This is a genomic window from Rhizobium sp. 01T417 (assembly GCF_056398905.1).
In genome coordinates this window covers 1-16890 of record NZ_JBFTQH010000048.1, presented here as the reverse complement: position 1 = coordinate 16890, position 16890 = coordinate 1, and the positions used below count along the sequence as shown (strand labels likewise).

Sequence of the window (16890 nt, the reverse complement as noted above, 5' to 3'; positions counted from 1 at the left end):
CTCAACGGAAGGGCGGCGAATAGATCAGGCCGCCCTTCGTCCACAGCTGGTTATAGCCGCGGTCGAAATTGAGCGCCGTGCCCTTGCCGACGTTGCGTTCGAAGATTTCGCCGTAGTTACCGACGGCCTTGATGATGTGATAGGCGAATTTCGGATCGAGACCGATCGCCTCCCCAAGCGATGGATCGACACCGAGGAAGCGCTTGATCGTCGGATCCTCGCTGGTCAGGAAGCTATCGACATTGTCCTTGGTGATGCCGAGTTCTTCGGCCTGAACCGTTGCGAAGACCGTCCAGTTGACGATTTCCAGCCACTGGTCATCACCGCCGCGGACGGCCGGTGCGAGCGGCTCCTTCGACAGGCGCTCGGGCAGGAGAACATAGTCATCAGGGCTCTTGAGCTGGGTTCTCTTGGCAGCGAGGTCGGTCGAATCCTGAGTTAGAGCATCGACGCGGCCGGTATCCAGCGCCTTGGTGAATTCGCTTGTCTCCTCGATTGTTACCGGCGTGAATTTCTTGCCGGTTTTGCGGAAGAAATCGGCGATGTTGAGTTCGCCAGTGGTGCCGCTCTGGACGCCGATGGTGGCGCCGTCGAGGTCCTCGCCCTTGGCTACGCCGAGATCCTTGCGCACCAGCAGCCCCTGTCCGTCGTAGAAGACGACCGGACCGAAATGGAAACCAAGTTTGAAGGCGCGGGTGATGGTCTCGGTGACACCAGAGAGAAGGATGTCAAACTCGCCGGACTGCAATGCCGGCAGGCGCTGCTGCGGCGAGGAGTTGGTGAACTCGACTTTGTCCGGATCGTTGAAGACGGTCACGGCGAGCGCCCGGCCAAAATCCACGAAGAAGCCTTGCCAGCGGCCATTGCTGTCGGGCGTGAAGAAGCCAGGCGTCGTGCCGACGCCGACCTTGATGACACCGCGTTCCTTGATCTTATCGAGTGTCGGACCAGCGTGCGCCGCCATCGGCAACATCGCCGCGGCGATGAGTGCTGCGGCCGCGGCGGCCTTGAGGTGCCGCCGCATAAGGGAAATTGCGTTCATAATATTCTCTCCTGGAAGTTTCGTCCCCATGCAGGCGCGTCGAGCTTGGGAGGATCGAAGGCGCCTGCCACGAAGAAGCTAATCAAATAAAATCTATAAAATAGATAGATTATTGCGTTTTATCGGCAGTTGCTGGAACACAATGCTTTATTTCGAGACTGACCTGACTGGCGAATGCCGGTCGGCGGCCTTGTTCCGGTCCTCCGAATGTACCACTCTGCCTTAAGTTTCGGCGAGGACATCCCTTTAGATCCAGGGGATGAGCGTGAGCACGAGCGTAGCCAACACCCAAGTGAGCAACGTGCGGTCGAAGTCGTCTCCATTATTGCGATCAGCTATTATTTGATCGGCATACTGAGAGTCGTCTTTGAGTCTTGCGAACACGCAGGCCTATACGTCAGTCCATTGGCTATGCTCGTCTCCATACCGATCGCGATTGCCGCAGTCGCGCTCCTGATCGTGGGAGTCAAGGACGCTTTGCAAAGTGAACCTTGATCGATGAAACAGAGGCCGGCCATTGCAGCCCGAGATGAAATGGTGGGTCGGAGGTTCTGATCCCTTCAAGACCTTCGTCCAGCAATACCAGACAAACTTAGGCGGGAACTGGAATACGGTGGGTGATGGCCAATCTCTGACAACCAGGCAATTCTCTCAAGCAGTCCTATACCGCAACTGAGCAAGCTCGGATGGCAAGCGGGCTCAACCGACGAGATCCTTGATCGTTGCAATAGGCAGGAACATCCGCATCGGCATAGAGGGAAAAGGCTGAAACCCGTATCCGATGTAGAGCTCCTTGCGCTGCTGCGTTTTTCCGGGGTCTCCGCAATCGATTACATCCAGGACGATGACGGCCGTGCCGATCTGCTCCGCAATCCGGACAATCCGTTGGAGGCAATCGGCAAGAAGAATGCCGCCGTATCCACCGCCTCTGAATCGTTCGTCGCGACCGACCATGGAGATGTACGCGGCAGGTATCGCGCCGTGCCCCGGACGATTGCGGGCGAATTTCTCCGGTAGTTCGTCGTAATAGATCGAATGAGCGTTGATCGCGTAGAAGCCGATGATCGACTTCTCGTCCTCCGCCGTCAGCACCCAAACACGAAGATTATCTGCTTTCGTGAGCTTGTTGGCCGTCTTCTTGATAAAGTTATCGACTTGGCTAACGCCACACGAAAAAGCCGCCCGATCGTGTTTGGAAGGATCGAGCGGCTCGATGAGGAGTTTCGGCTTTTCGTCTTCTGCCATTACTTGGAAACGACGGTCTCGCGATGACGCTTGAAAGCGTCCTTCAGGCTGTTCGTCGGCGCAGGCGGATTATCGAGAGCCTCGAAAAATGCCGTGTGATCGACAGCCTTAAGACCGGTCGCTTCGTGGGCCGCGATCGTTTCGATTGCAGACTTGTAGGCTGCATTGATCGTAAAGGCGGAATCGTCCATGCCAGAAAGCGCAGCCGCCCGGTGAATGGCATCCTTGATACGAGGCTTCGTACGGAAATTCATCCGCGCGTTGCTCGGCTCGTCGATATCGACAGTGATGTCTTTGAAAGCAAGCATAGTCGCCTCCTGCCTTAGAAGTTAGATGGCGTTGTACGCCTCATCGACGTACACGTCAAGTTTTATTGCATGCGTCCGTCCGTGCGACGTACATTGGAAGCCAACACTGCAAGGTGGCTTGACACGGCCATACCAAGGCTATCACGAACAACAAAATGATGAGGGGCGCGATGATCGGCTGAGTGACATAAGCAAAGCCAGCACCAGAATACCGGTTGCTATCGAACCGATCGTGCGACTGCCACGCGCTTCCAGCATGCTCGCTCCCGAACATTGCTCCCAAATTGTAAGCTCCGCCATGTGCCGGCGGAGCTTGGCTGGTCAGCCAGTCGTGTCCGCTTTCTCCAAGGCGTCCCGCAAGACCTGTTCCTTCGTTTCATCGAGGGAGATCTTGAGCTGACGCCGCCAAAGCGGAGATTTCCTGGTGCAGGCCAAGCGGGGCCTTCAGGCAGTTTGCGGGGGCGGCTATTTTTGCGTTTGTGACTTTTGGCTTGCGGCTCCTAGCGTTGGTATTCCAGCCAGGATTGGCAATACTCCCGATACAACCACATCTGGCAAAGCCGTAGGATTCGCGATCTCTGATCTTCAGATATTTCGAGCGCGCGAACCGCGGCTTCAAGGGAACATTGATTGCGGTGATGATTTCGTCCGCCTGTAGACTGGTCTCGATATGCGGCGTGTCTTCCGGCAGGCGGTGCAGATCCGCGAAGTCGAGGCGCCGCCGGCCGCGCGCGCCCGACGAGGGCGGAAACGTTCCCGTTCGGTGTGTGAATGACGCGCGGTCGTCGAAACGCGGATCGTGAACGATCGAGGTGAGAAACGCGCTGAAGAAGGTATCCGGGCTAAGTGAATACGTCCCGCTAAAGCGATGTCTCGTTCAATACCTTTTGCGCTTGCCATGCTTCGATGCAGGTCGCCGGAGCGCCTTCGGCCGTCACGCATGATAGAACCAGGTCGACAGCGGCCTCCACGCAAATACCTCGGATACAGACATCGAGGTATATATGTGCCGCATCGGATCCCCTGGTAAGAAATACGTCTATCGACTCTTTACGTTTGACATCCATGTTTCAAACGGATTGCCTTTCTGACTACCTATGTTCGCGCGACCATTTAGCTCAACTCCATCCTGGAGGCCGTGCAGGATGGCGATCAGCCGTGGCGCCATCTCGCGAATCTCGCTCAGATGAATGGCCGTCAGCCGTTTGAGGACCGCTTCGGCCTTCTGGGTCAGCGCAAGCGTGTGGCGGCGCTTGTCGTTGGGATCGACGGTGCGCGACACATATCCCGCCGCAACCAGCCGGCCGACGAGTTCGGTTGCCGAATGCGGCGCGATCAGCAGCCGCTCGGCAAGCAGGCCGACCGACATCGCTTCCTCGCCGTGGTGGCCCTTGATGGCGAGCAGGGACTGATGCTGCTGCGCCGGCAATCCTTCTTCGTGAGCAGCCGAGGCGCTGAAATCCATGAACTGTCGCAGTGCATGGCGCAGGTTGGACAGCGCCTCGTAATCGGCATCCGTCAGATCGTCTATCTGCTTCCTGGCCATCAATCCCCTGCCGTCATTGGCTTGCTACCGGCAAGATCACTGCATCCATGCCGCCATCTCCATCCGCCGGTGATCCTGCAGCGCGCGCAGCGCCTGCATCAACTCCGGCGCCATTTCCCGGATCTCATAAAGATGGGCAGGCGTCAGTCGACGCAATAGCTCTTCCGCCTGATCTGTCAATCGAACAACGATGCGGCGCTTCGGCTTGATGACGACGGTCAGAAAGCCGCGGGCTTTCAATCCTTCCGTCAGTTCCGTGGCCGCGGCACGCGCCAGAAACAGCTTTTCCGCGAGGCTGGAAACGCTCATTTCGCCACGGATCCCCAACCCCTTGATGGCGAGAAGCGCTTGATGCTCCGGTGGTGAAAGGCCGAGACGGCTGGCCGCCCCGGCGCTGAACTGGCGGAATTTGCGGATCCGGTATCTCAGATTGGCAAGTGCCTCATATTCGGTCTCTGTCAGGGCTTCCTTGGGCATCGGCCTGCTCCTCAAAGCATGACTTGCATTAGATCGTAATACGATATATCTGGGCCTTCATTGCCAGCCTGTCAACAGGAACCCCCATGTCCCCACAAAATACCCACCGGCCGCATGATTTCATGGGCGGCCTTTCGCGGCGCGAAGCCGGAGACTTCACCACCGACAAGCGCGTCATCGCTCTGATCGGCATGGCGCTGATCGTCGGCACCGGCGGCGCTTTTGCCGCCTGGGCCCTGGTCAGCCTCATTTCGCTGGTGACCAACCTCGTCTGGTTCGGCCGCCTTAGTACCCATGCCGTCTCGTTGGCCGCAGCACCGCGCTCGGTCTGGATGGTAGTAATCCCGGTTCTCGGCGGTCTTGTCATTGGCTTGATGGCTCGTTTTGGCTCGGAGAAGATCCGCGGCCACGGCATTCCTGAAGCAATCGAGGCGATCCTGATCGGCGGCAGCCGGATGTCGCCAAAGGTGGCGATCTTGAAGCCGATTTCCTCGGCAATCTCGATCGGAACCGGCGGCCCTTTCGGCGCTGAAGGCCCGATCATCATGACCGGCGGCGCGATTGGTTCGCTCTTTGCCCAATGCTTTCACCTGAGTTCGGCAGAGCGCAAGACGCTGCTGGTCGCCGGTGCCGCTGCAGGCATGACTGCGATCTTTGGTTCGCCGATCGCCGCGATCATGCTGGCCGTCGAACTGCTGCTGTTCGAATGGAAGCCGCGCAGCTTCATTCCTGTCGCCGTCGCCGCCTGCGTGTCGATCTGCTGGCGCCCTTTCCTGTTCGAAGCAGGTCCTCTCTTTCCAAGACAATTCCACATGGATCTGCCCTGGTGGGGTATCCTGCTCTGCGCCGGAATGGGCATCCTCTCCGGCCTGCAGTCGGGCATCCTGACAACGCTTCTTTACAAGATTGAAGACGTGTTCGAAGCGCTGCCCATCCATTGGATGTGGTGCCCGGCGCTGGGCGGGCTGATCATCGGGCTTGGCGGGCTCATAGAACCGCGAGTTCTCGGCGTCGGCTACGATATCATCGATGGTCTCCTGAACAGCAGCCTGCTGCCGCAAGCGGTGCTGACAATCCTGCTGGTCAAGGCGGCGATCTGGCTCGTGGCGCTGTCATCGGGCACCTCGGGCGGCGTGCTGGCGCCGCTCCTGATTTTCGGCGGTGCGCTCGGCTGGCTTGTCGGACTTGTCCTGCCGGGCGATCCGGGCTTCTGGGCGCTGCTCGGCATGGCGGCGATGATGGGCGGCACGATGCGGGCGCCGCTGACCGGCACTTTCTTCGCCGTCGAACTGACCGGCGATGTCCAGGCGCTGCTGCCTCTGCTGGCGGCAACGGTGGCGGCCTACGCGGTCACCGTTCTCCTGCTGCGCCGCTCGATCCTGACGGAAAAGATCGCCCGCCGTGGCCAGCACATCACGCGCGAATATGGCATCGATCCCTTCGAATTTGCCCGCGCTCGTGACATCATGATCTCCAAGGTCGATAGCCTCAGGGCCGATATGACCGCCGGGGAGGCGATCGATTTCTTTGCCACGCGATCGAAGACGCACCGGGTCTATCCGGTAGTCGATGACCTAGGCATCCTCAAGGGTCGGATGTCGCGCGGTGACGCTCTGCGCTGGCAGCAGGAACGTGTGGAGCGCAGTCAGCCGCTCGCCGATCTGGTGTCCGATAGCTCCGTGCCGCTTGCTCACCCCGATGACACGGTCGGTTACGTTGCCGATCTGATGCTGGCAACCGATGCCGGCCGCATTCCAATCGTCGATCCCGATAACGGCCAGCTCGTCGGCCTCGTAGCCCGCAAGGACCTGTTGAGGCTCCGTCATTCCCTAAGAGCAAGCGAAACGGAGCGGCGGCCGTATTTCGGACGCGCCGTCGGTTCGGGACGCGAGGTGCCTACGAGATGATCAGCTCTTACGTTAAAAGGGACGATTTCCGTCCCCCATTTAACAACGTTCTTCGGTTGTCGCGGCCATCGCCTGGTTCTTCAGAACTTGGCGGTGACAATTATATCGGTCGTCTAGGAATCTCCCGAGCTGGTGACACTCTAAGGCATTCACGGTGTGCGTTGATGTTGTCGCCGAACGCGCTACGTCTAAGAATTTCGATCCTGTGGCAAACTTCCGCGTCAGTCAGCCGCGGCGTCAATTGTCGTTCCGTTGGTGGACGCGCTCGTGCCGGGTGGCGGAATGTCACCCTTGAGAAAGTCCACGCAGGACCGAAGCCCGCGTTGACGTTGGCGCGAGACGCGACCGGAGAAAGATCAGATCGATTGCTCGGAGTAGTCTGTGATCAGCACCAGGCACCGTGCAAAATTATGGTTTCGCTCTCCCCTGACGTGTGGCATTCTGCAACGGATATCAATTAATCAACGAGTGGTTGAGAAACCCGCTTCGGCAACATATTTCGAACTCGGAGAGCCCATGACTTCAGTTCCCCTTTCGCCTGACGCAACAGATACGAGGCGACGCGTTTTTGCAATCATGGCGAGTGCTTCGGGCAACCTTGTTGAATGGTACGATTTCTATGTCTACTCGTTCCTAGCACTCTATTTCGCGTCGGAGTTTTTCCCGGAAGGCGACGCGACCAGTCAATTGCTGAATGCTGCTGCTATCTTTGCGGCGGGCTTTCTCATGCGACCGATCGGGGGGTGGTTGTTTGGGCGCATTGCCGACCGGGTGGGCCGCAAGCGTGCGATGCTGATTTCGGTTACGATGATGTGCGGCGGATCCTTTGTTATCGCCATTTTGCCAACCTACAGCTCGATCGGCGTCTTCGCGCCGCTTCTGCTCCTTCTCATGCGCCTCATCCAGGGGCTTTCTGTGGGCGGCGAGTATGGCACGACCGCGACCTATATGAGTGAGGTAGCGCTTGCCGGTCGCCGCGGCTTCTTCGGCTCATTTCAATATGTCACCCTGATCGGCGGCCAGCTGCTCGCCGTGCTCGTCCTTGTCATCCTACAGCAGTTCCTTGACGAAGCGCAGCTGCGTGCGTGGGGTTGGCGTATTCCCTTTGCCATTGGTGGCGTGGCAGCCGTGATCGCGCTCTATCTGCGAAGCTCGCTCCAGGAGACGTCGACTGAAGAGACCCGCACGATGCAGGAGGCGGGGACGCTGAGTGGCCTTTTGCGCAACCATTTACGCGCGTTTCTCATCGTCGTCGGCTACACTGCCGGGGGATCGCTGATTTTCTACACGTTCACCACGTACATGCAAAAATACCTCGTCAATACCGCCGGCTTCGACAAGGAAGTCGCAAGCCTGACGATGACGACGGTCCTTTTCGTTTACATGCTGATGCAGCCGCTCTTTGGCGCCATGTCTGACAGGATCGGCAGGCGCAATTCCATGCTTTTATGGGCCGGTCTTTCCATTCTGACGACCGTTCCATTTCTCACCGTCATAGGACGCACCACAAGCGCATACAGCGCCTTTTTCCTCGTCACGGGCGCCCTTGCAGTCGTCAGTCTCTACACGTCCATCAGCGGTATCGTGAAATCGGAAATGTTCCCGGCACAGGTGAGAGCACTCGGTGTCGGCTTCGCCTATGCGATCGGCAATGCGCTCTTCGGCGGAACGGCGGAGTATTTCGCGCTTTGGTTCAAGTCAATCGGTCACGAGAGTTGGTTCTTCTGGTACGTGACCGCAATGATGGTCATTGCGCTCGTCGCCGCCATTCTCATGCCCGATCCCCGGAAAAAAGGCTACCTTCAGGGTGAAGGGATGATAGATTGATCTTGACCGCGCGACATCGCCTATACCTTCTCGTCGTCGAGAAAAGTGAAGTCGATCGTAAGTGCCGTTTGCCTCGCACACGCGCGTCTTGCTTTTTCGAGTAATTCCGCCGTGACAGAGATGGCAACAATGCGCCTTTGCGGTCATTGAAGAAAACAATCTATCCTGTATCGTCGCTGGTACAGGAAAAAGTGTCACCTTCAGCGATGCCTTCGATCCCTTTGCCATTTGTCATATCCCTTCTTCTTTGCCTCATCCTCTTTCGAACGATGCGGCAGGCGGAATATAACTCGGTCTGTTTTCTCTGCTCATTGCAACGTTTGCCGCTCAGGCGATCCTGTCGGGTTTGAATTGGAACCTGGGTTGGTATCCCGCGCGTCTCATTCAGCCAGTCGTGGCGGCGATCCTTCCGGCTCTATGCTTTGCCGCGTTTAATCAGCTGCGACGCGATAGGCTCGCAACGTCCCATGATATCCTGCCGCACCTGCTGCCTGCGATCCTCGTTGCCATTCTGGTCACCCTATGGCGTGCTCCAATCGATATCGTCCTTTTTGCCACCTACCTCGGCTACGGCCTTGCACTTCTCAAGACTGCCAAAGAGGGGCCGGACGCGCTTTCCTCTGTACGCATCGCTGATGAGTGGACTGCTCACAAGGCGCTTGTCGCAGTGGCGGTTATGCTGGTCGTGACGTCCTTCATCGATGCCATAGTGGCGGTTGATTTTTTCCTTGGAAAGGGCGAGCAGGGCCGAATGGCTCTTACGATTGCGAGCGTTCTATGGCTGGCCATTGCCGGTTACGCAGCCACTGTTGCGGATAATGCCCGTCCCGCCGATGAGGGGGATGTCCTTTCGGACGATTTCGACCGTTCCTCATCGACACCCCAGATGCCGTCGGATGCTACGGAGGATAAAGCGATCGCGGACCACATCGATACATTGATGCGGGAGCAGCATCTTTATCGTGACCCAGACCTGACGTTAGAGCGGCTTGCACGGCGTTCAGGTATTCCAGGACGTCAGATTTCCGGCGCTTTGAACAGAACCTACGGTCGCAACGTCTCGCAGGTGGTGAACGAATATCGAGTGAACGATGCCAAACAGCGGCTGGTGACGACACGCGATCAGATAACGACAATCATGCTGGAGTCCGGGTTTGGCACAAAGTCAAACTTCAATAGGGAATTTCTGCGGATCACGCGCATGACTCCGAGCCGTTATCGGAGCGCTGGAGGTGAGAGTTCTACCGCGCCCGGTCTGCCCAAAGAAGCTTCCATTCGATAGCCCCCGCGTGAGTTCAAACGCCGATGCGCGATACCTAAATCGCGATCTTGGACGTTCGAAATCGTGATCTTGGGCGCGTCGCTCTTCAATCCACGACAAGTTCCGACATAACCCACGGCTATGAGGAGCTTCGAGGAAAATGCTGATCAAAATCGTTGCAATGTTCTGCGCCAGCGTCCTTTCAATGGCGCTAGCGCAGCGCTCAACCGCAGACAGTGCACTCGTCGGCGTCCGGCAGATCACAGCGCCCTCCAAGGAGCGAGGCACTGAATTTCCCGTGACCGTTTGGTATCCGGCCGACGCTGGTGGCAAGCCTGTCACGCTCGGCGAAAGTCAGTTCTTTTACGGAACGGACGCGATGCTCGACGCCCCTATCGCGCACGGAAGACACCCTTTGATTTTGCTATCTCATGGCGCTGGTTTGGGGGGAACTCCCCAAGCGATGAGTTGGATTGCAGCGCCATTGGCCAAGCAGGGGTTCATCGTGGCAGCTCCTTTTCATTTCGGGAACGGAGGAGTTAACCGGTCAGCAGCCGAAACGATGAAGCTTTGGATAAGGCCTGCGGATATCAGCGCAACGCTCGACGCTTTGGAAAAGCAAACGGTTTTCGAAGGCCACCTTGAGCCCGAAAAGACGGGTGTGCTTGGGCTTTCGATGGGCGGGAATACAGCCTTGGCTTTGGCTGGTGGTCGTATCGATCCAATCCGTCTGGGGAGTTACTGTGACAACGATGCTCTCAATCCTTCGCTTTGCGGATGGGTAAAACAAAGTGGCGTCGACCTTCATGCGATGGACATGAAACTTGCTGATCGCGACAATCGGGACAGGCGCATTGCGTTTGCAATGGCAATCGACCCTGCTCCGGTAGATGTCTTTCAGATCAGATCTTTTTTGAAGGTTTCGATCCCCGTCGAGATCATAAACCTTGGCCAACCTGGAACGATCCCCCGGACGATGCTCGCCTCGGGAATTGCAAGGGCCATTCCGAGGGGCATCTATTCCACGTTAAGGAACGCAAGCCATTATAGCATGTTCGGAGTGTGTAAACCGGATGCGGCCGAGATGGCCAAATCCGCAGACATCGACGAGCCCATTTGCTCGGACGGTGATGGGCACTCACGCCGCGAAATCCATCAGGAACTGATAAATTTGGTTATTGAGGCTTTCGATCAAAGGCTCAAAATGGAGCGCTAGAGCTGAAACCGGCTGCTCCTTTACGAAGTTGCCTCTCAGGGCAGAGGGCATCGTCAAAGCCGGTGAGGCTAGGGCGTAAGGCCCTACCGCCAGTTATAGCTTATAGTGCGGTCGGGTGATCGCGCCTTCTGGCCGCATTCGAAACCGCTCCCCAGCGAGGCGCCGAGATCGACGTATTCGCTGATCCACTGCTCAACTTAAGCAATGCTGCCGATGGCTTGACTCAGATGGAAGCGGTCGAGGGGCCTTCTCAAGGATCGGGGTTCGGCTGCACAAAGTTCCGAAGCTACTAGCAAGATAATGGCCATCGACACGGACTTTCTTTGCATCGGCTCTTACAAGTGGCTTAGCGCCGATCGACATGGCCAATACGCGCCAGGAGACGTCGTTCGTCTATCGAGGGCGGCATCTGGAGGAAGAGATCGGCACTATCGTTGGCAGCCTGCGGCGCAGAGTGGCATAATGGCTAGAGGCTCGGCGGGACACGCCGTAACTCCAGATAGCGGCTAGAGTAGGCGACGGCGGCCGGCAAATGCAGTTCGAATGAGAAGGTAGGGTGGTATTTCCTTGGTTCGGAGCTGCACGATACCGGTATCGTGCAAATGCGAACGTGACCACTCGGTCGACGTGCCACCTTGGGGGAGAGAATCATGACGGCCTACGAAGAACTTCGAAAAGCGCCTTTCAACCTCGATGAGCCTGCGATCCTTTGGGTTCGTGACGTTTATGCCTCGCTCGACCTCGACGATAAGATAGGACAACTCTTCATCTTGATCATGATCGGGACCGATGAGGAGGAGTTCAAACGCATTGGTACGCTAAAACCTGGCGGCGTAACCCGCTTCTTTACGCCCGATCTTGACTTCGAGCGGCGGGTCATTTCCGACCTCGTGTCAAGGAGCAAAGTTCCCCCTGTCATCAGCGCTGACCTTGAAGGCAGCCGACATTCATTTGCATTCGGCACCCCGGTGCTCGGCCAACTTGGGCTTGCGGCTGTTGACGATGTCTCGGCAACAGAGAGAACTTCGGAAATCCTGGCACGCGAAGGGCGCGCCATGGGTGTTCGTTGGTCGTTCACGCCAGTTGTTGACATTAATGCCGCCTTCCGATCACCGATCGTCGGTACCCGTTCTTATGGCTCCGATGTCGACAAGATCGAGCGTCATGCGGTTGCCAATGTTCGTAGTCTCCAGCGAAATGGTGTGGCTGCCACCGCGAAGCATTGGCCTGGCGAGGGATACGACGACCGCGATCAGCACCTTGTTACCACGACAAATCCGCTTTCGGTGGAGGCGTGGAAGAAAACCTTCGGTCGCCTCTACAAAACGCTGATCAACGAAGGCGTGCTGGCTGTAATGAGCGGGCATATTTCGTTTCCGGCCTATGTCCGGTCGAAAGTGCCGGATGCCGATCTTGAAGCCTTCCGACCGGCCTCGGTTTCCAGGTTGTTGAACGTTGACCTCCTGCGGAACGAGCTCGGCTTCAACGGCATCATCGTCTCCGACGCGACACCCATGGGAGGTCTTTCAGCTTGGGGCCACCATACAGAGACAATGCCCGACATCATTGCCAATGGCTGTGATATGATCCTCTTCAGCGATGCGCCCGAGAAGGATATGGCTGCGGTTAAGGCCGCCGTTGAAGACGGCCGAATTACCTCTGAGCGGCTCGAGGCAGCTGTATTGCGCGTGCTGGCGCTCAAGGCGCACCTCAGGCTTTTTCAGCCGTCGGATGTTCTACCTGAGGCCGCCGAAGCGCGCCGCGTGCTTGCGCATCCGGACAGCGTAGCCGCATCGAGGGAGTTCATCGGACGATCGCCGACGCTTGTGAAGGACGTCCAAGGCATCTTTCCGCTCGACCCGGCCAAGACGAAGCGCGTGTTGCTGGTCGACGGAGGTATCATCCATCCGCTTATCCCGCAGCCTCTGAAATTTGTGCTTCCCGAGCTTTTGGAGAAGGAGGGTTTCGAAGTCACGATTGACCGACCCGACATTGTGCCATCACCTGATGATTTCGATCTCGTGGTCTATGCGCTGGGCGATGAGTCGCTGCTCGTGCGGGGCAGGATATTTGTCGACTGGCATCGCATGGGGGGCGGGGGTCTCTTCAAGGCGATGTATCGGCCTTGGACGAATATTCCGTCAATAATGATCTCCTTCGGGCATCCTTATCATCTCTATGATGCGCCACGGGTACCGGCCTACATCAACGCGTATTCCACAATGGACAGCGTCCAGGAAGCCGTCGTTGATTGCATGCTTGGTCGCAAGCCCTTCGTTGGCGTGAACCCTGTGGATCCATTCTGCGGCCTTGAGGACGCGCACTTTTGAGCCTGCGTCCCGGACCCTCAATAAACACATGCTATCGGCACAAAACCACTGCGGGCATGGCGGTGGTCGTGCCGTTCCTCTACATAGACCTTGAAGCGCGTGTTGCCATGATAACGGACAACACTGGCGTTCGTAGACTGCTGTTGCTTGTGCAGCTTCGGCGTTCAAACTCAATGGCAGTGACGCCAAGACCGGCGAAAAATGGCAGATGTTTGGGCAGCTGATTCAAGCGGCAGCCATTGTCCGACACCTTAAGGTAATCTGCTGCGCCAACACGTCGTTTCAGGCAGCGGAGGCTCGATCCGCTGCCCGAGATGTTTCAACCAGTGGTCTGCTTATTGTGCCGGGGGCTTGTATGACGATGCGATTGTGCCTGCCTTCTCTTGCGCGGCCTCGAATTCCGCCCCCGTGTAAGCCCTCACGGTTTTGACATTTGAGACGGCTCCCGATGCGCCGATGACGAGAAGTGCGGGGATCAAGCCAGCGCCATCGTCGAATTCGGTGATTGCCATCCAGTCGGTTTCGCCGGTCGTGACGTAGAAAGAATGCAGTTTTCCGCCCGCTGCTTCCATGATGCCACGGGCCGCCTTCTCTCGGTTCGATGGATTGTCAATCATCCCCTTCGCTGACGTGGCTGTATAGCACCCAGTTGTTACGAAAAGTGGCATTAGAACTTCCTCCCTCGAAAGTTGGCAAATCGAGTGATCTGCCCAACACTCATTATCTCAAAAAACCTAGCGTCAGACGAGCGTTGGCTGCAGAGCCCGGCAGGCGAGGGAAGGTCTCGGTTCGAACGCGCTGCAAGCGGTCATGAGCGCACAGCGCGTCATCAGAGTGCGTAAAGCCGATCGCGGGCTCTACTCGGTTGTCGAGGTCGTGACAGGTGGTTCCCGCTGATGTCGGCGCGACATCGATTCAATTGCCAAAGTCTGAGGCCGAAGGGCTCCCGCGCCCACTGCGGTTCCATAAAAACGCTCACGCCACAAAATTTGGTATTCCGATACGGCATCCATTTCGGAATGGCAACATCGCGGACTCTCTGTATACTCAAACGAGCAATAGCTTTTAACCGCGTGGGGAAATGGAGCGCCGTCTCGCCGCCATCCTGATAGCCGACGTCGTCGGCTATACTCGTCTTAGCCAGCTCGACGAGGAGGGGACGCGCGCCCGTTTTCAGGCCGAACTGCGTGATGTCTTTGAGCCAAAAATCAGCGCACATCACGGACGTCTGGTCAAGCTCATGGGCGACGGGCTGTTGGTGGAATTCCACAGTGTCGTCGATGCAGTACGCTGCTCGGTCGAGGTGCAGAGCATTGAAGGTGAGCGCAATGCGGAAAGGCAGCCGGATCATCGGCTTGAATTTCGCATCGCCATCAATCTCGGAGATGTCATCGTCGAAGGCGACGACATTCAGGGCGACGGGGTCAACATCGCCGATCGCTTGCAAGGGCTGGCGGAGCCGGGCGGAATTTGCATCGCGGCCAGCGTATACGAGCAGGTCAAGAACAAGCTCGACTTCGTTTTTGAGGACCTCGGTCCGCGCAACGTCAAGAACATAGCCGAACCTCTGCGCGTATTTCACATGCGGGGACACGCAAACCCGGCGAACCAGCCGGTGCGTGCGCCAGCGCCCATGCTCGGCAAAGCCCGGATCGCTGTTTTGCCGTTTGCGAACATGAGCGGCGACCCGCAGCAGACCTATTTCAGCGACGGTATAGCGGAGGACATCACCACCGAACTGTCCCGCTTCCGAACCCTTTTCGTGATCGCCCGCAATTCGGCTTTCGCCTTTCGCAACGAGCAGATCAACGCAGCTGAAGTGGCGCGCAGGCTGGGCGTGCAATACGTCGTCGAAGGCAGCGTTCGCCGCGCCGGCAGCCGGATCCGGATCACGGCCCAGCTCATAGATGCAATGAGTAATGCACATCTCTGGGCCGAACGGTATGACCGGGAGTTGGAGGACATTTTCGAGGTGCAGGACGAGGTCGTGCGGACGATCGTGGCAACCCTCGTTGGACAGGTCGAGGCGGCCGGCGCGCAGTTCGCCAAGCGCAAGCCGCCCGATGACATGGTTGCCTACGACTATGTCCTGCGCGGCCTTGAGGAGCTGAACCTGGAGGGTGAGGAGCACAACACAGAAGCTCGCCGTTTGTTCGAGAAGGCGGTTGAACTGGATCCGGAGTATGCGGCCGGTCATGCGTGTCTCGCCTTGGCGATTTACGTGCAATGGGTCAGCCCGCGTTCCTCAGGGGAACTCGAGCACGCGCTCGCGAGTGCGCGTCGGGCGCTCGCTCTGGACGACAACGATACCCGCTGCCACAGGATCCTGGCCCTCCTCTACAAGCGGTTAGAACAATATGATCGAGCAGAGTTCCATTCCGAGAGGAGCATTGCCCTCAACCCCGGTGACGCGCTGTCCGCGATGTACCGAGCGCAGATGTTGCGTGACCTCGGCCGAGCACATGAGGGTGTCGAATGGGCTCGCAAGGCGATGTCGCTTAACCCGTATCACCCCAACTGGTATTGGCGTTCATTTGCGTACGTGCTGCACGATGCAGGACTCTACTCCGAGGCGCTGGATGCATATAGCCGCATAGTAGACCGCCCGTCGTTCTACCATGCCTATGTCGCAGCCTGTCATGCCAAGCTTGGTCAAATCGAGGAGGCGCGGAAACATGCTGCGATGGCCGTCCAAGCGAAGCCCGATTTTTCCATCACGGAATGGGGCAAGAGGCTGGCCTACAAATACGACGCCGATCGGCAACGTTTCCTTGATGGGCTTCGTAGTGCAGGCCTCCCGGAATAATTAGAGGCGAGCGGTTTTCCGCTGTCACGATGACAGGGCGAAGTCGGCAATCGGACGAAGCGTCGAAATTCGAGTCTCTTCCGACATGCTCTCGACACGAAATATCCGGACTGTCAGAAAGCCAAGGTGGAAGCCTAGAACAAATGGGGTCCGATCCACAGTTCCAAGGCTTCCGCCGCGTCCTCGGGCGGCGAGGAGGATTCGCCGATTTCGGTGCACGACTCAGATCGATCTCTGCCGAATGAATACCAAGCGTGTCTCTAAGAATGCCTCGATCCCTTCTTCGCCAGCACCAGAATACCGGTTGCTATCGAACCGATCGTGCGACTGCCACGCGCTTCCAGCATGCTCGCTCCCGAACATTGCTCCCAAATTGTAAGCTCCGCCAGGTGCCGGCGGAGCTTGGCTGGTCAGCTAGTCGTGTCCGCTTTCTCCAAGGCGTCCCGCAAGACCTGTTCCTTCGTTTCATCGAGGGAGATCATGAGCTTACGCCGCCAAAGGCGGAGATTTCCTTGAGGACCTTGTCGGTGGTCATGCCGTAGCTGCCTATGCGCCCACGAACGATGGGAGTGGCTACAAATGGGAGGTTCCCACACCTTCGATGGTTCGAGGGAGATGTGACGGTCTATCAGTCGGGCACGCTGGGCGACCACGGTTCGTAGTTTCGGGAACGTATGGCTGAGAAGGGTGATTTGACGATTGACGAATTGTGCATGGAGCTAGCCGAGCGCGCCGTCATGCTTCTCGGGACGTCGGTTCAGAGGGGAATCCGAATAAAAAAAGCAACGGTGTTAGGCGTCAATCACCGTTGCTCGATAGTCTCTCATTTTGGCATTGAGGATTATGATCATCCTTCGCATGACCGCGACGAGAGCGACCTTTCCGGGCTTTCCTTTCGCTTTCAGTCGTTCGAAGACGGCCTTCA

The 16890-nt window shown here is 57.6% G+C and carries 13 protein-coding genes and 1 pseudogene; 7 read left to right on the top strand and 7 right to left on the bottom strand.

Annotated elements, in window-relative coordinates:
* Position 1: 1 nt before the first annotated feature.
* Positions 2-1042, bottom strand: coding sequence for an amino acid ABC transporter substrate-binding protein (locus AC1DPR_RS28065; RefSeq protein ID WP_477817661.1), 1041 nt, complete (start codon positions 1040-1042; stop codon positions 2-4).
* A 174-nt stretch (positions 1043-1216) separates the two neighbouring features.
* On the opposite strand from AC1DPR_RS28065, the gene AC1DPR_RS28060 reads away from it, so the two are divergent.
* Positions 1217-1537: a DUF3422 family protein gene (locus tag AC1DPR_RS28060; RefSeq protein ID WP_477817660.1), complete on the top strand. Its 321-nt coding sequence runs from the start codon at positions 1217-1219 to the stop codon at positions 1535-1537.
* Between the two features lie 204 nt (positions 1538-1741).
* Here the strand turns inward: AC1DPR_RS28060 and AC1DPR_RS28055 are convergent, their stop codons facing one another.
* The 4 genes from AC1DPR_RS28055 to AC1DPR_RS28040 all read right to left on the bottom strand — a co-directional run bounded on the left by AC1DPR_RS28055 (position 1742) and on the right by AC1DPR_RS28040 (position 4618).
* On the bottom strand, positions 1742-2287 hold the full coding sequence (locus tag AC1DPR_RS28055; RefSeq protein ID WP_477817659.1) for a GNAT family N-acetyltransferase: 546 nt from the start codon (positions 2285-2287) through the stop codon (positions 1742-1744).
* On the bottom strand, positions 2287-2595 hold the full coding sequence (locus AC1DPR_RS28050; protein WP_112649797.1) for a type II toxin-antitoxin system TacA family antitoxin: 309 nt from the start codon (positions 2593-2595) through the stop codon (positions 2287-2289). The genes AC1DPR_RS28055 and AC1DPR_RS28050 overlap by 1 nt, the downstream gene beginning before the upstream one ends.
* Before the next feature lie 1039 nt (positions 2596-3634).
* A complete protein-coding gene (locus tag AC1DPR_RS28045) occupies positions 3635-4141 on the bottom strand; it encodes a MarR family winged helix-turn-helix transcriptional regulator (protein ID WP_477817658.1) in 507 nt (168 codons plus the stop codon).
* A gap of 36 nt (positions 4142-4177) precedes the next feature.
* Positions 4178-4618: a MarR family winged helix-turn-helix transcriptional regulator gene (locus AC1DPR_RS28040; RefSeq protein ID WP_477817657.1), complete on the bottom strand. Its 441-nt coding sequence runs from the start codon at positions 4616-4618 to the stop codon at positions 4178-4180.
* Between the two features lie 86 nt (positions 4619-4704).
* Here AC1DPR_RS28040 and AC1DPR_RS28035 point away from each other — a divergent pair, with 86 nt between their 5' ends.
* From AC1DPR_RS28035 to AC1DPR_RS28015, 5 genes are all read left to right on the top strand, one after another.
* The gene (locus AC1DPR_RS28035) at positions 4705-6525 is read left to right on the top strand and encodes a chloride channel protein (protein WP_477817656.1); all 1821 of its coding nucleotides are present in this window, start codon (positions 4705-4707) and stop codon (positions 6523-6525) included.
* 516 nt (positions 6526-7041) lie between these two features.
* Entirely contained in the window at positions 7042-8352 is a 1311-nt protein-coding gene (locus tag AC1DPR_RS28030) for an MFS family transporter (RefSeq protein WP_477817655.1), read from the top strand.
* A gap of 394 nt (positions 8353-8746) precedes the next feature.
* Positions 8747-9634, top strand: a complete 888-nt coding sequence (locus AC1DPR_RS28025; protein WP_477817654.1) for a helix-turn-helix domain-containing protein — start codon at positions 8747-8749, stop codon at positions 9632-9634.
* Positions 9635-9773: 139 nt separating this feature from the next.
* Positions 9774-10829 (top strand): alpha/beta hydrolase family protein, encoded by a 1056-nt coding sequence (locus AC1DPR_RS28020; RefSeq protein ID WP_477817653.1) that lies wholly within the window; start codon positions 9774-9776, stop codon positions 10827-10829.
* Between the two features lie 650 nt (positions 10830-11479).
* Complete coding sequence (locus AC1DPR_RS28015; protein WP_477817652.1) at positions 11480-13159, top strand: glycoside hydrolase family 3 protein; 1680 nt, start codon at positions 11480-11482, stop codon at positions 13157-13159.
* A 335-nt stretch (positions 13160-13494) separates the two neighbouring features.
* Here the strand turns inward: AC1DPR_RS28015 and AC1DPR_RS28010 are convergent, their stop codons facing one another.
* Positions 13495-13827: a GYD domain-containing protein gene (locus AC1DPR_RS28010; RefSeq protein WP_113164293.1), complete on the bottom strand. Its 333-nt coding sequence runs from the start codon at positions 13825-13827 to the stop codon at positions 13495-13497.
* Between the two features lie 413 nt (positions 13828-14240).
* Here AC1DPR_RS28010 and AC1DPR_RS28005 point away from each other — a divergent pair, with 413 nt between their 5' ends.
* Positions 14241-15965, top strand: coding sequence for a CDC27 family protein (locus tag AC1DPR_RS28005; RefSeq protein ID WP_113164292.1), 1725 nt, complete (start codon positions 14241-14243; stop codon positions 15963-15965).
* A gap of 791 nt (positions 15966-16756) precedes the next feature.
* Here the strand turns inward: AC1DPR_RS28005 and AC1DPR_RS28000 are convergent.
* Positions 16757-16890: pseudogene (locus tag AC1DPR_RS28000) on the bottom strand (IS110 family transposase); the annotation flags it as partial.